The 12,782-nt window shown below is 37.3% G+C and carries 11 protein-coding genes and 5 pseudogenes; 12 read left to right on the top strand and 4 right to left on the bottom strand.

The features are described from left to right. Positions 1-965: 965 nt before the first annotated feature. The 5 genes from LGZ99_RS01540 (at position 966) to LGZ99_RS01520 (ending at position 4,867) form a co-directional block, all read left to right on the top strand. Positions 966-1,457, top strand: a complete 492-nt coding sequence (locus tag LGZ99_RS01540; protein WP_231398164.1) for a bactofilin family protein — start codon at positions 966-968, stop codon at positions 1,455-1,457. Between the two features lie 215 nt (positions 1,458-1,672). Beyond that, positions 1,673-2,206, top strand: a complete 534-nt coding sequence (locus LGZ99_RS01535; protein WP_031280595.1) for a GNAT family N-acetyltransferase — start codon at positions 1,673-1,675, stop codon at positions 2,204-2,206. A gap of 82 nt (positions 2,207-2,288) precedes the next feature. After that, positions 2,289-2,768 carry a YhfG family protein gene (locus LGZ99_RS01530; RefSeq protein ID WP_031280596.1) on the top strand — a complete coding sequence of 160 codons (480 nt, stop codon included), beginning with the start codon at positions 2,289-2,291 and terminating at the stop codon, positions 2,766-2,768. Positions 2,769-2,778: 10 nt separating this feature from the next. Next, positions 2,779-3,363 carry a putative adenosine monophosphate-protein transferase Fic gene (locus LGZ99_RS01525; RefSeq protein WP_023043899.1) on the top strand — a complete coding sequence of 195 codons (585 nt, stop codon included), beginning with the start codon at positions 2,779-2,781 and terminating at the stop codon, positions 3,361-3,363. Positions 3,364-4,483: 1,120 nt separating this feature from the next. Then, complete coding sequence (locus LGZ99_RS01520; RefSeq protein WP_036836864.1) at positions 4,484-4,867, top strand: hypothetical protein; 384 nt, start codon at positions 4,484-4,486, stop codon at positions 4,865-4,867. A gap of 514 nt (positions 4,868-5,381) precedes the next feature. Here the strand turns inward: LGZ99_RS01520 and LGZ99_RS01515 are convergent. Continuing rightward, positions 5,382-6,422, bottom strand: a pseudogene (locus LGZ99_RS01515) (IS630 family transposase). Positions 6,423-6,744: 322 nt separating this feature from the next. Here LGZ99_RS01515 and LGZ99_RS01510 point away from each other — a divergent pair. Then, complete coding sequence (locus tag LGZ99_RS01510; protein WP_036836862.1) at positions 6,745-7,032, top strand: gp53-like domain-containing protein; 288 nt, start codon at positions 6,745-6,747, stop codon at positions 7,030-7,032. A gap of 262 nt (positions 7,033-7,294) precedes the next feature. Here the strand turns inward: LGZ99_RS01510 and LGZ99_RS01505 are convergent, their stop codons facing one another. After that, positions 7,295-7,549, bottom strand: a complete 255-nt coding sequence (locus tag LGZ99_RS01505; RefSeq protein ID WP_051769096.1) for a YceK/YidQ family lipoprotein — start codon at positions 7,547-7,549, stop codon at positions 7,295-7,297. A 505-nt stretch (positions 7,550-8,054) separates the two neighbouring features. On the opposite strand from LGZ99_RS01505, the pseudogene LGZ99_RS01500 reads away from it, so the two are divergent. Then, positions 8,055-8,494: pseudogene (locus LGZ99_RS01500) on the top strand (IS5 family transposase); the annotation flags it as partial. 186 nt (positions 8,495-8,680) lie between these two features. Then, a complete protein-coding gene (locus tag LGZ99_RS01495; RefSeq protein ID WP_021323743.1) occupies positions 8,681-9,382 on the top strand; it encodes a GIN domain-containing protein in 702 nt (233 codons plus the stop codon). Between the two features lie 162 nt (positions 9,383-9,544). Here LGZ99_RS01495 and LGZ99_RS01490 read toward each other — a convergent pair whose 3' ends face one another. Further along, positions 9,545-9,883 (bottom strand): helix-turn-helix domain-containing protein, encoded by a 339-nt coding sequence (locus LGZ99_RS01490; RefSeq protein ID WP_023045659.1) that lies wholly within the window; start codon positions 9,881-9,883, stop codon positions 9,545-9,547. After that, positions 9,880-10,200, bottom strand: a pseudogene (locus LGZ99_RS01485) (type II toxin-antitoxin system RelE/ParE family toxin). Before LGZ99_RS01485 ends, LGZ99_RS01490 begins: the two are co-directional and overlap by 4 nt. Before the next feature lie 284 nt (positions 10,201-10,484). Between LGZ99_RS01485 and LGZ99_RS01475 the strand changes: the two are divergent. The 4 genes and pseudogenes from LGZ99_RS01475 to LGZ99_RS01460 form a co-directional block, all read left to right on the top strand. Continuing rightward, positions 10,485-11,105, top strand: a pseudogene (locus LGZ99_RS01475) (phage tail tape measure protein); the annotation flags it as partial. Positions 11,106-11,246: 141 nt separating this feature from the next. Beyond that, positions 11,247-11,633: pseudogene (locus tag LGZ99_RS01470) on the top strand (hypothetical protein); the annotation flags it as partial. Positions 11,634-12,251: 618 nt separating this feature from the next. Further along, on the top strand, positions 12,252-12,425 hold the full coding sequence (locus LGZ99_RS01465) for a hypothetical protein (protein WP_011147570.1): 174 nt from the start codon (positions 12,252-12,254) through the stop codon (positions 12,423-12,425). 98 nt (positions 12,426-12,523) lie between these two features. After that, on the top strand, positions 12,524-12,782 hold a 259-nt coding region (locus LGZ99_RS01460; RefSeq protein WP_262978808.1), incomplete at its 3' end, for a contractile injection system sheath initiator.

Here is a 12,782-nt window from a genome sequence, read left to right as displayed (position 1 = left end):
GTGATTGATGTACCGTATTTCATTAATTCGAACAATTTAGAGTACACTATAAGTCTTAGGAAAACTTCCAACTTAGTGTTGAAAGGTGAGGGGAGCCAAATCCCGAAAAATACCGAAATTCGTTTGAAAAATTGTAGTTTGGAACCGGTGGTTCAGCGGTTATTGTCTCGAGTAACTTTAAAAGTGTTGCTGGTTTTACCCCGTGTTATCAATAAACCAGATAAACCACCAAAGCCATGCCAGCGGGAGAAACTTCACATGTTCAGATTAATAGTAAGTTTTATTTTTTAATCGTTATCTTTTGATCATGGGCTCTGATCACAAGATAGAAAAAATTGGTGATTTTTAAGAATAACCTAATGTTTAAATTATCCTTCCTATAGATTCTTCATGTTCCATTTTTAGTTATTGTCATATCAGTCTTATAAAACTTTCAGATTAATATAAAGCCAATGAAAACGTCGTATTTTCCTTTTAAGGGAGATTCTTGGTTTTTCATTATCAGATTATTTGTAAATAAAATTAAACATTAATAACGTGACTTTATTGTTAAATGATGTTATCAAATAGGGAGTTAAGATTTATATTTTAATATTAATTTTTTTTACTTATCATTATCCTGGGATATCATCGGATAGGCAGTAAGAATGAATGATGGTTTTAACCGTTTAATAGCGTTACAAATATCGGCTTACCTTCAGCATTGATTGTTACTTGTTCTGTTAAGATAGTGATTTGATTTGTATTTTCTAATGAAAAAAGTATGAAAAACAATAAGAATGTGAAAGAACATGGCAAAACATCGTTTTTCGAACAATATTTTTCTAAGCTGTATATGGGTCATGTGGAGCATTGCTCTGGGGCTCTATCTGGCTGGTAATCTGTTTAGCTGTACAGTGACAGCGATTCTATCTTTTCTGGCTTTAATATTTTGCTTTATTAACATGAGATCGAGATCAAAAACTATGTTTGGAAAAAAAACAGAAACAGTGGCTGTAGAACCAGTGTCTCAGGCTGGTGATGATAAAAAGAATGCCAGCGTAGAAGCCCGCCGTTGCACTATTGTTGCTAAAAGTTCAGTCTTTAAGGGCGATATTGATGTAGAAGGTGATATACAGATCTGGGGTAAAGTGATTGGGAATATCCGGGTGAAAGAGGGAGCAATCCGCATTATGCATGCCGGGCGGGTTGAAGGTGAACTTAATGCTCCAGAAATCATAATTGACGGTAATGTTGAAGGGACTTGTTGTGCAGCAACATTGGATATTCTTGAACATGGTGAACTGCGTGGTATCAGTCGCTGTGGCAGTATGTCTATCAAGCGTGGTGGTTTATTCTTTGGGCAATCAGAACAGATTGAAAATAAAGCAACATTAGCATCTGAACGTGTTGTACCAATAAAAGATACTAATAATGATAAATCCAAAGATAAGGCTACGGTAAAAACAAGTGCCTGATAAACCAGGCCCGTGTGATGTGTGATTCTGATGGTTTCCGGCATGGGCCACCCTTTCTTGATTTTTAAATTACGTTGTTTTATTCCTCTTTAGTTTTATTCACTATAGCAATTTATCTGTTTAATTGTTTTAATTCTCCTGGTTGAAGTATGTGCTTTTCGCACATATAGGCATTTTGCTTGGCTGCTGATATAGCTGATATTAAGGAAAATATGATGATGACACTGGAAACAGAGAGATTAATAATGCGCGCTTGGAAAGAAGAAGATAGGGGGCCATTCTTTCATTTGAATAGTAACGCAGAAGTTATGGAATACTTTCCCGCCACGTTAACGGTTGAACAAAGCAATGCAATGGTGGATAGAATTATCCAGAGATTTGAACAGCAGAATGGTTGGGGATTTTGGGCCGTGGAACTGAAAGAGACGGGGGATTTTATTGGTTTTGTCGGTTTGAATATTCCTGTAGCAGAATTGCCGTTCTCACCTTGTACTGAAATTGGGTGGCGTCTTGATAAACCATTTTGGGGTAAAGGTTATGCCAGTGAAGCTGCATGCAAGGCACGGGATTTTGCTTTCACTGAATTAAAACTTGAGGAGGTAGTTGCATTTACGACAGTTTCCAATTTGCGATCTCAAAAAGTTATGGAGAGGCTTGGCATGGTGAAAGATGAAAATACTTTCTTGCACCCTTTATTACCGGATGGACATCCGCTTCATGAGCATGTGCTTTACAGAATTCGCCAGTAATAACTCTATATTCTCTTTTCTGGTTTTAGCGACCTTGGTGTTTTATACTGCTATTGCATATATAAGTATTTTGGGAATTCAAATGAAATATGAATTAGCTGTTATGGCGGCTCTGACTAAATTAGAACATCCCAACACGCGTTCGATTGTGGAAGCGACAGGGATATCTGAGCGTAAAGTGCAACAGGTTTTGCAAATACTGCAACAAGACTTAGAGGTAAAGATTAACCGTATAAGAAACGGCAAGGTCAGCTATTTCGAAGTTATTTCTTGGGGAATATTTGAAAGTGGTCAGGCGATTAACTGTAAATTAAGCGAAGTGGATCTGGTCAAGTTTAAATATTCCCGCCAGCATGAGAAAGACATCAGAAATCAAAAGAATAAAAGAACAATAATGACAAGTTATAATGAAAAAAAACATTATTTCGATCGAGTAAAACTAAAAAACTACAGAGATAGTATGCGCCTTGAAGGAATGAGTGTTGTTATGAACAGCTTGCCTGAAACCCAAAAAGAGCAAGAAAATCTGAGAGATCAATTAATCAGAAAATACAGTGTATAGTGAGGTGATTATGGTGGATAAATATGGAGCGGGGCAAGATCCCTACACATATCCAGATACAGACACTCTTATTAATAAATTGGGTATTCGTGATTCAGTTGTTCTTGAACAGGCAGAAAGAGAACTTACTGAGCTTGCTATATTAAATATTTCATTCCAGGAACCACCTTACGATTTAGCCTTTTGGTGTTACCTTCATAAACAGATATTTTCTGATGTGTATGACTGGGCTGGTCAGTTGAGAACCATTGATATATCAAAAGGTAATACTCGCTTTTGTCATGCTAAACGTATTGAAACGGAAGGAAGTAAGATATTTGATATGTTAGGCCGTGAAAATTTTCTCATAGGATTAAATCATTATAAACTCATTAAAAGGCTCGCTGAGCATTATGCGGAATTAAATGCGATTCATCCTTTTAGAGAGGGTAACGGAAGAACACAACGCCTGTTATTTGAATATATAGTTATAAACTGTGGATATAATATCTCCTTTGAATCTGTGGATGCTAAACAATGGATTGAGGCGAATATTTCTGCTTATCAATGTAATTATCAGCCATTAATGAAAATTTTCGGAATTTGTGTTTCTTAAATTATATAAGATGGAGATGATATAATAGTTAATAAGTTTCTGACATCCTATTGTTTAAGATTTTTAGCTATTTAAACTATTATTTATAGGCAGAAAAATAGTTTTAATTGTGAACTTATATTAGGTATCAGAGAATAGGTATTATAAATGAATTTTTCATCTGAGATAACTCGTTGTGGGTTATTTATCTGAACTGTTATTAATATAATTTAGCCCGACAATCTTGGAAATTAATTCACCCAGTTAAGTTGAATTAATTTTATTTAGTGTGAGAGGCTAGTTAAACTAACTAAATTTCCCTGTATTTTTCCTGGCGTTTTTTGATAATTTTTTCTGTTGTTTCTGGTCAGATTGACATATATCTTACTGTATTACAGTAAAGTGACAAGAAAAAAATTATCCTTATCACTTTATTTATTAAATATTTTATTGTTAACTGAATTAGAGACAAATTGTTGCCAAAAAAGGACTAAGAAGAATTACCGGTGCACATACTTTTGCACATTTACCTAGAGAATGTTTGGCTTGAAAACATATATTTGCAGACGCAAAGTTAGGTGTGAAAGAAGTAATACTTAATACTAAAAGACAGGCTGATAACTTTTTCATGGTTGGTACCTCATCAGGTGTTGATTGGAGTCATGTAATTTATCTTAGTTACTAATTATCGTTCAATAATTAATATTGAGTTAATTTTACGCTACTATTTTTGCTGTCTTGTTGAAAATCTGTTGAAGTTACCAAGCTTTCAATTTGTTTTTTTAACTAAATCAAATATATATTGTTGAGCCAGAAATATCTCTATTCACTCAAATGTTGGTCTATACAATCTACAGAACCAAATTATTTGAGTGAGTGAAAGAATAATTTACATAAAAAATCAATCTGACATTTTTATTCACTTATGGAAATAGTTGTTAATAATTAAGAATAAGGAATAAGTGCAGATTGATTACTATAACATTATATTTAGTAACATTATGTTTTATATGGTTTTGATTGTATAATGATATATCAGTCTCCAGTTATAACCCCTAAAATAATAATGGAAATTTGTCATTTATATCATTACATCCATGATAAAGATATCACTCTAATAAACCCAAGATAGGAGATAAAAATGAAAAAAAGCTTATCCTATATTGCCTTAATGGCTGGATTGATTGCCACGCAAGTTATAGCAGAGAAGCTTCCTGAGAAAGGTGAGGTTGCTGCATTACAGTCTAATTCATGTGCGCAAGGTTACATTTCCCAAATCTATGTAACAGGTGCAACAGGAAGTTGGGGTATTCAAGTGGCTCCAGAAACTTATCCAAGTAAGACGACACATTTTGTATCTGATGATTTCGTCACTGTAGATAAAGACGCAGGAAAAGCTTTGTTTTCTCTTGCATTAACCGCATTTGAAACACAAAAATGGGTTAATATTATTAACTTCAATGATGTGATTAAAGATTGCTCTCTACCGAATTCAGAATTCAATCATATTGTTGTATTTAGGTAAAACCGAATGATTCTTTTAAGGCGGTGGGGTTACGACGGTAATCTAATAGTAATATATTGAATTGCGATTGGTTAATAAAAACAATGGAATAAGTTGTGAGTAAGCCGGAATCAACTCCGGCTTAATTATTAACGTTGAAACCAGTCATCAGTTTCATTAGCCATGATTTAATGGGGATTTATAGTTATAGTTTCTGTGAATCTACCTATTATCTTTTCTTATTATAGTTACTTGATTTCATCATATAGTGTAGGTTTAACTTAACATTGCTTTTTTATTTTTAGCCATCCATGATTTTAATCCATTTAATCATCTCAAAATAAACTTATAATCAACGGCTGTTAGTTTTGGATAGTATTCTGGCCTGTGTATCTCTTACGTAAGTTTTCTTAAGTCCTGATAGAGAATGAAGCTAGGATGTTATGTCCAAATAGCGGAAGATTTAGCGTGGAATATCATACAGAGGAAATAGTAGGAGATAGAGAGATAATTCTTCGATGTTATAAATAAGCTTTCATAATAGTGATACACTTATTTTTTTCATTCCAGGTTGTTGTTGTAACGAAAACGCTTTCATGAACTCTTCTACATATCTAAGTAACTGCCACATATACTGACAGCAATGATTTCGTGTTACCGTTTCATGTAACGATTGCCACACGCGTTCAATCTTGTTTAGCCAGGGAGAATAAACAGGTAAAAACAACAGATTAAATTTAGCGTTTTGCTTTAACCATGCCCTGACTTTCCGGCTTTTATGAATACCATAGTTATCTAAAATTACCGTGATACTTTCTGCATGGCGATACTGGACATTCATTTCCTCTAACAGGGTGATAAATAAATCAGAATTCTTTCTTACACCACTGACATACGTGACTTCACCTGTTTGTGCATTGAGACAACCCGCGAGATAGTGTTTTTGATTTTTTCCCGGTGTCACTACCCGTTTTTGCTGCCCCTTAAAGCACCCGTCCGCGCCGATCTTGGGGTTAAGGTCAATATCCACTTCGTCTTCGTAAAAAACGGGGTTTTGCTCTGATATGTTGGACAATGCCGTTGTAATTTTTGCCATTTTCTCGTCATACTCCGGGTCAAATTTTTTTAGGGTAGGCGCGGCCCTTCTCCGCACAATCCCCCTGCGGCAAAAGTAGCGATATAATGTGCTTTTTGAGAATGATAAGTTTAATAATTCATTGATTATGCGAGTAATAAGTTCAAGACTCCAACGTGAACGCAGGTAGCCAAAATCCTGCGGGGAGTGCTGTAATAAGAACGACAATAAAGTAAAAAGTGGAGATAAATGCCAGACAGCGGGTCTTCCTGGCGGCAGGCTTTTTAACCCTTCCAGGCCAGATAATGTAAACCAATTTATCCAGCGATTAACTGAGGAACGTGAACAGTGAAGAGTCCTGGAGACGTGAGAAACAGTACTCCCTTCATGTCACATCAAGAGCGCGGTGAGGCGACGCGCATAGTCCTTATCCCGGGTTCTATGGATAAATTTTTTCATCTGACGTCGTTCGTTTCGGGGTATTGGTGTTATGATTGGCATCACTCAGTCCATTTTGAGATTTGTTTTGATTTGGCGATTAATCAGATCGCAAAAATCGGACTGAGTTCCCTTCAAGTGATCTGCTATTTTGAAATCTTATTTATATAAATAGCTTTGTATATTTTTGGTGTTCAGCATTATTTGTTGGAATTAATAATGTAGGAATAGTTAATCACTATTATTTATAAAAATAATTCATTGTGTTTTATTTGAGAGCTACTATAGTTAAAGTGAATTATAAATACATGATTTATTGTGTTAAATAAATTATTTTTCAGGTCCCTTTTGAAAATATATCAATTATTAACTTTGAGGAAAATTCATGATTAATATCACTGAAAATACTGCTCTAAAAGCCGTAAATGGTTGGTGGAAATGTGGCGATACCGGAATAATTTATCAATGGGGATATAATCCGAAAGGAGGCCCTGGACAAATTACAATAACATATCCAATCCCGTTTCCTACCGCATGCTTATCTATGCAAGTTAGTGTCTATGCTAATGCGATTCCTGCGGATAACTATTCAACAGTTTATGAATTTAATTCTACCAGTGCTGTAATTGGGCGTGACAATTTAGGTTCATATTGGTTTGTAATAGGATATTAAGTAATACGTTATTATAGGGAAAAATCAAGCATCTTCAATGATTACGGGTATATACCCTTTAAGGCGTGAATTTATTAATTCAGAGATTGACGGAAACACGGGCGCGTAAAGAACTTTTGTGCAGGAAATCTGTGTATTGTTGAAGTGGTATCAACCTGAGCATGGACTGTTAGCATGGTTTTTATTCCGAATTTTATGGAAGAGTTGTTCCATCCGGTTTAGCTTATTTTAGCGGGTGTTGACTAATGTAATTCAGCATAGTTTAAGGGTGTGGTTTTTTGCATATTTCATCAGTATATAAGCGATGAGTATCCCACGGAAGTATAAGTGTGTCTGTGATTATCGAGAATGGAAGGTCTATCAGGCTTGAAAATGGGTAGCCTTCCTTAATACCTTGTATATCAAATTGAGTTGCTGGGTAGACTTTGCATTCATAGCCGTGAGTTACACGAGAGCCAAAAGTTCCACATCCTGTTAAAATAGCTGAGATTAAGACAACTCCGATAGGTTTTAGCATTGGTAATACTCCTGATATAATTGAATTAATATATTGAATAGTAACATCCCAATTTCAAATTGAAAATACAAGATTAACAAATTCATTCCAACTTTAATTAAGTTTATATATTTTTATATATGTTCACATTAGTCACTGAATAACTTGATATTGTGCGAATACCTGCTATCAAACGGTTGCCTGGGAGTTTCTGGTGGCAGTGCACAGTTTACCAAAAACGTTTAAAGAAAAAACTTATGAAAAAGTAATAAACAAAGTAGACAATATGCTTATTTCGCTTGACAGATGAATAGATGAAACGAACTCAATATATATTAGTACTACAGCCGTAGATACCAGAAAGTTGTATTTTCCTTGATGCTCACAATTCTGAGAAACCGCATGAACTAAGCTTTTCTATGAGTGTCTTTTCTGTTGAAAAAAGTAAATACGGCTGTAGTACTGTGTCCCTTAATATCAATTAATAGTATTATCCTCTCATTGGTTTCGATGCAGGAACAAGATGATGGCCCGTTACGACATTTCTGATGATGCTTGGATATTGATAGAACCTTGTTTGCCTCCTGTCCGTTCAGCGCGGGCAGGACGGCCATCGCCGTGTGATGAATGGGATGTTCTGGGTGTTATGTTCAGGCGCACCGCGGCGCGATTTGCCGGAACGCTATGGTTCCTGGAAAACGATTTATAACCGATTTAATCGTTGGCCAAAATCGGGCATTATCAACAAGATATTTAACCGCTTACTGTCCATTCTGGATGAAAAAGGCCTCCTTGACTGGCCTGAAATTTGTTTGGATGGCAGCAATATTCGCGCCAGTAAAGATGCCGCCGGGGCGAAAAAAACATCCCTATATCGTTGACGATCATGCATTGGGTCGCTCACGCGGTGGTTATGGCACCAAAATCCACTTGGCAACCGACGGAAGGGGCGTCTCACTCAATATTTATTGATAACATTGATAATATTTATAATGTTGATTTTTGGCAAAAATCATCGACTCCCCAAAAAACTTATTCTAAAGTAGATAAACTTGAGAGTTTCTATGATCTTTGTTAAAAAATTTATAGTGACTCAAGTAAGTTATTTCCTATCTTAAATGAAGTTAATCACTACTAAGGAGTTTTCACAATATGAATTATTTATATTTGAAAGGCAAGAAGTCTAAATTCAAAATAACAGCACTCATTTCGTTGCTTTTATCATCATTTATCAACATAGCTCAAGCATCTGATATGGAAAAACGCATTGAGATAGCACAATTTAATAATATAACATTGGCAAAGGGTCTTGATGTAACCATTATATGCAAAGATACTCTCCCTTATGTTATTGCCAATGGTTCACGAAAAGTCCTAGACAAATTGCAGGTGGATGTTCATCAGAAAAAATTATCCATAATGGGTACCGCTAAAGATTATGACTCATGGGATTTTGCAGACAATAAAGCTACCCTAAAGATTTATACTAATACCCCCATTGAAACCGTCAGGATTATGTTTGGTGTTAAATTTACTGCTGATGCCTGCGCTATTTCTAAAAAAGAATTAAATATAAACGGTAGTATGGGCGCTAATTTTGCTATTAATGGACAAACGGAAAAACTCAACGCAGAACTTTCTATGGGAACCACATTCAACAGTGATATCGATACATTTAAAGTCGATACCGCCAATGTGAGTATGGCGATGGGTGCGGAAGCTAACTTATGTAATGCAAAGGTAATTAACGGCAGTGTGGCAATGGGCGGAATTGTTTATATCGGTTCACATACAATTGACAATATCAACGCGACAATGGGAGCGATGGTAAAAACGCGCAATTGCAAACTATAAAGAACACACAGTTGTTGGAGAGCATAAAAAACCGTGGGGCAATCGTTTAAAGGCTCTCCGCATCAGAATTAGTGAGCGAGCCGGAGTAGTTGAATCATTTTGAAATACCAAGAGGCACCTATTCTAAGTGCCTCCTATTTTGAATTGTTAATAATATGTGCCTTAACCCACCGTAATCTGAACAGGTTTCCCTATACGGATTAACATATTAACCAATGCATCAATGGTGAATTTATTTACTTTTTTATTCACAACATCAGATACTCTTGGACGAGAAATGTGTAACATCTCTGCTACTTCAGCTTGTTTCATTTTTTCATCCACAATCCATAAAGTAATTTCTTCTATTAACCGTTCTTTAATTTGCAGTGTATTTTCTATTTCTTGTAAAGAGGTTGTATGAAGTTGCTGAGCTTCTTGCTCAGTAAAACCTAATTCAGAAAATATATTATGTCCGGCTGGAGTTACCCTACGAATTTCAGTGTCAATTTTAGTGGTCATTTGATATTTCCCCTATGTTGGATAACTGCGTTGTATCGCACTTTAGCGATATCCTTGTCCTGTTTATTCGTTTGTTAAGTTTTCTTCTGAAAACTATGTAATACGTAAAATAGCTTCATCAAATTTAACAACATACATAATGCGATAAATACCTGTACTGTCTCTTAGCCGCATTTCTTTTACACCAGAACCGATGCCAAAAAAGGGTTTCCAGTCTTCCGGATCTATTCCATGCTGTATTCTATGAAACTGATAACCTGAGTCTTTACGTGCGATCTGTGAGGAAAGGCTAACAAATCTCCACAAGAAGAGCCCAAAGTTATTACTAATCCACAGTTTCTGACATGGGGAAACTTGGTCGCGATTTGAAACTGTCTTCCCTCAAACATTATGTTGAGGCGACTGGTAGTAAGTTGTGTCTCGATATCGAGTTGCCCTACAGGCTCGTACTACAGATTCAAAGGAAAAATGGGTAAATTGGATAAACTACAGTCATATCTATGACGGTTAGTTATGTAAAAACTTTTCAATAGATGAAACGCAATTACCGCTTCATTTATTGCGCGAGTGAGGGAAATTTATTGCGCGCGGCGGCATCATCATGTCGAAAACATTTGGTACCAGTATGGAGGAAATCGCGGATTTGATGGAGGGGGCCCGTGCAGCAGGAAAGCATTTCGGGGCAGGCATTGATGAACAATTGGCGGTATTGGGAGAATTGCACCGTTCATTGGGTACCGAGTCCAGCAGTGTTTATGAATCGTTTTTGACCTATGCTGTTGAGGGCGCGAAAAAACTCAGCATCAGCTTTGTTAATGCCTCTGGTCATATGCTAACCCTGCCGGAAATGTTGGAAAAGCTACAGGCCAAATATGGCAAAAGCATTGAGAGCAACCTCAAGGCACAGAAAGAAATTGAGGAAGCGTTTGGCGATTCTGCCATTGTCGTAAAACAATTGTATGGCAATGTGGATATGCTGCGTAAGAATATTTCGGCATTAGGGGCCAATGATGGCCTGAAACGTGCTCGCGAAATGGCCGAGCGGATGGCGAACCCGTGGGCGCGGTTACACGCTATTTGGCAGAATATCTGTATTGCCGTAGGTTCAACATTGCTCCCGGTTATCTCTTCACTGGTCAATAGGCTTGCCAATGCCGGTCAATTACTGGTGCGCTGGCTGAAACTGTTTCCCAATATCGCCCGCTGGGTCGGTTATATCACTCTCGGTATTCTGAGTTTTGCTGCTGCGGGGGTTGCCGCCAATATCGTAATGGGTGTGTCTAAATTTATTTGGATTAGCCTTAAGGGGATTTGGGCGGCCTGTACGCTTCTCATGAAACTGGGGGTGGCGGCGGTGTGTGATGTGGGCAGCGGGGCGCATTCGATGTTTGCGGGAAAACCCGTCGAAATTCCGAATGAATTTAGCCAGCACCAGTCCGCAGGCAATGCGATGACCATTCCCATGATCCCATCGTTGCGTCTGGGTGTGGTGATCAATCAGCACCGGCTGAACAAGGTTAATCTGAACAATGAAAACATGGTCATTACATGGGAAGCCGTCAATAAACTGACCGGTCAGTCGCAGACCAGAACGCCAATGCAGCGTCAGATTGATGCCGCCTACCCCGAATTATCGGCAGGGCTGCATTTACCCAAATTTGCCCGTATTGAGGCACACACTGAAAACACGGTCAGCGGCGATATCTCCGATCCATTCCGGCCACGCTATGCGGTTGATGTGCAATTATTGTTGATGAGCTTAAGCTTAACCTTGCTGTAGGGGATATCTCTGATGATGATTACAGAATCCTTTCTCGCGGATACGGCGAACTAAACTGGGATGAATGTTTGTCTAGGGTAGGAAACAGAGAAGATAAATTTGAATTTTGCTTAAAGCTGGTGGAGTGTGGAAATGTGCAAGGACCTCCTTACTGGGCTAGCTTTATGTACATATTCCATTGATGAGGAAAGTTTTGAAATTCATATGATAGAGAACTTCTATCGTGATGACGCAAAACACCCTTTAAATGGGAAAATGTTTCAACTTACCCTGATGGCTGCTTACATGTTTTGTAAATCTGCACAGGTAAATATATCCGGATCATTGAGCCTGTTGAAGAAGTAATCTCCTATTACTCATCTTATGGATTTAACATGATGAAGTGTGGTTACATTATGGAGGCTGATATTGATACGTTTGAAACAATATTCAAGACAATCAAAGATTGATAAAAAAAAGATTAGACACTAGAGTTTATAGTGATAGCACACGGAAACCGACAAGTATTAGTTTGTTTTTTGTGCAAGGGAAAATTTTGTTAATGTGAACACCCCTTATGGGCGGAGAGAAAATCTCTTAGGAGTCATTATGTCAAAGCAGAAAGCAGCCATTAAAGATATCAAAAAATTTGATACGCAGCAGGTGTATACTGCTGTGGGTGGAGCTATTGACTTGTTGATAAAAGCTGCCCCAAAAATGTTTGAGCATAAGCCAAAAGTTGAGCTTCAAGGAAAGCGTAAGAATCATCGCCAAGCTGCTTAAAATTTTTTGAGTAGTTGTCAATAAACCCGCCCACAGTGCGGGTTTTTTCATATCTACACCGCTTAATTGCGGTTTTTTTATTTCTATAGGGTTCGAAAATGCAAACTCGTTCATTTCTTCTTGATACCGAGTCATGGGATTTAACACTCAATGACTCCGGAAATATCGCCATTACTGATAACCCCTATTCTGTAGTGCAGGATGTCGCTTGTGCCTGTAGTACATATCTGGGTGAGTGTTGGTATGACACAACATTGGGTATTCCTTATTACCAGCAAATTTTGGGACATTGGCCGGGAACTCAGCTAATCAACAGCAAAATGCAACAAGAAGCAATGAAGTTACCTTATGTTCAGT

The organism is Photorhabdus temperata, from assembly GCF_025384845.1.
Taxonomy (GTDB): Bacteria; Pseudomonadota; Gammaproteobacteria; order Enterobacterales; family Enterobacteriaceae; genus Photorhabdus; species Photorhabdus temperata.
This window is presented reverse-complemented; position numbering and strand designations above follow the sequence as displayed.

Bases quoted from the DNA above. Each gene is read 5' to 3' on its own strand.
- LGZ99_RS01540 (WP_231398164.1), top strand. From the start codon at position 966: ATGTTTGGAAAAAAAACAGAAACAGTGGCTGTAGAACCAGTGTCTCAG.
- LGZ99_RS01535 (WP_031280595.1), top strand. From the start codon at position 1,673: ATGATGACACTGGAAACAGAGAGATTAATAATGCGCGCTTGGAAAGAA.
- LGZ99_RS01530 (WP_031280596.1), top strand. From the start codon at position 2,289: ATGAAATATGAATTAGCTGTTATGGCGGCTCTGACTAAATTAGAACAT.
- LGZ99_RS01525 (WP_023043899.1), top strand. From the start codon at position 2,779: ATGGTGGATAAATATGGAGCGGGGCAAGATCCCTACACATATCCAGAT.
- LGZ99_RS01520 (WP_036836864.1), top strand. From the start codon at position 4,484: ATGAAAAAAAGCTTATCCTATATTGCCTTAATGGCTGGATTGATTGCC.
- LGZ99_RS01510 (WP_036836862.1), top strand. From the start codon at position 6,745: ATGATTAATATCACTGAAAATACTGCTCTAAAAGCCGTAAATGGTTGG.
- LGZ99_RS01505 (WP_051769096.1), bottom strand. From the start codon at position 7,549: ATGCTAAAACCTATCGGAGTTGTCTTAATCTCAGCTATTTTAACAGGA.
- LGZ99_RS01495 (WP_021323743.1), top strand. From the start codon at position 8,681: ATGAATTATTTATATTTGAAAGGCAAGAAGTCTAAATTCAAAATAACA.
- LGZ99_RS01490 (WP_023045659.1), bottom strand. From the start codon at position 9,883: ATGACCACTAAAATTGACACTGAAATTCGTAGGGTAACTCCAGCCGGA.
- LGZ99_RS01465 (WP_011147570.1), top strand. From the start codon at position 12,252: ATGTCAAAGCAGAAAGCAGCCATTAAAGATATCAAAAAATTTGATACG.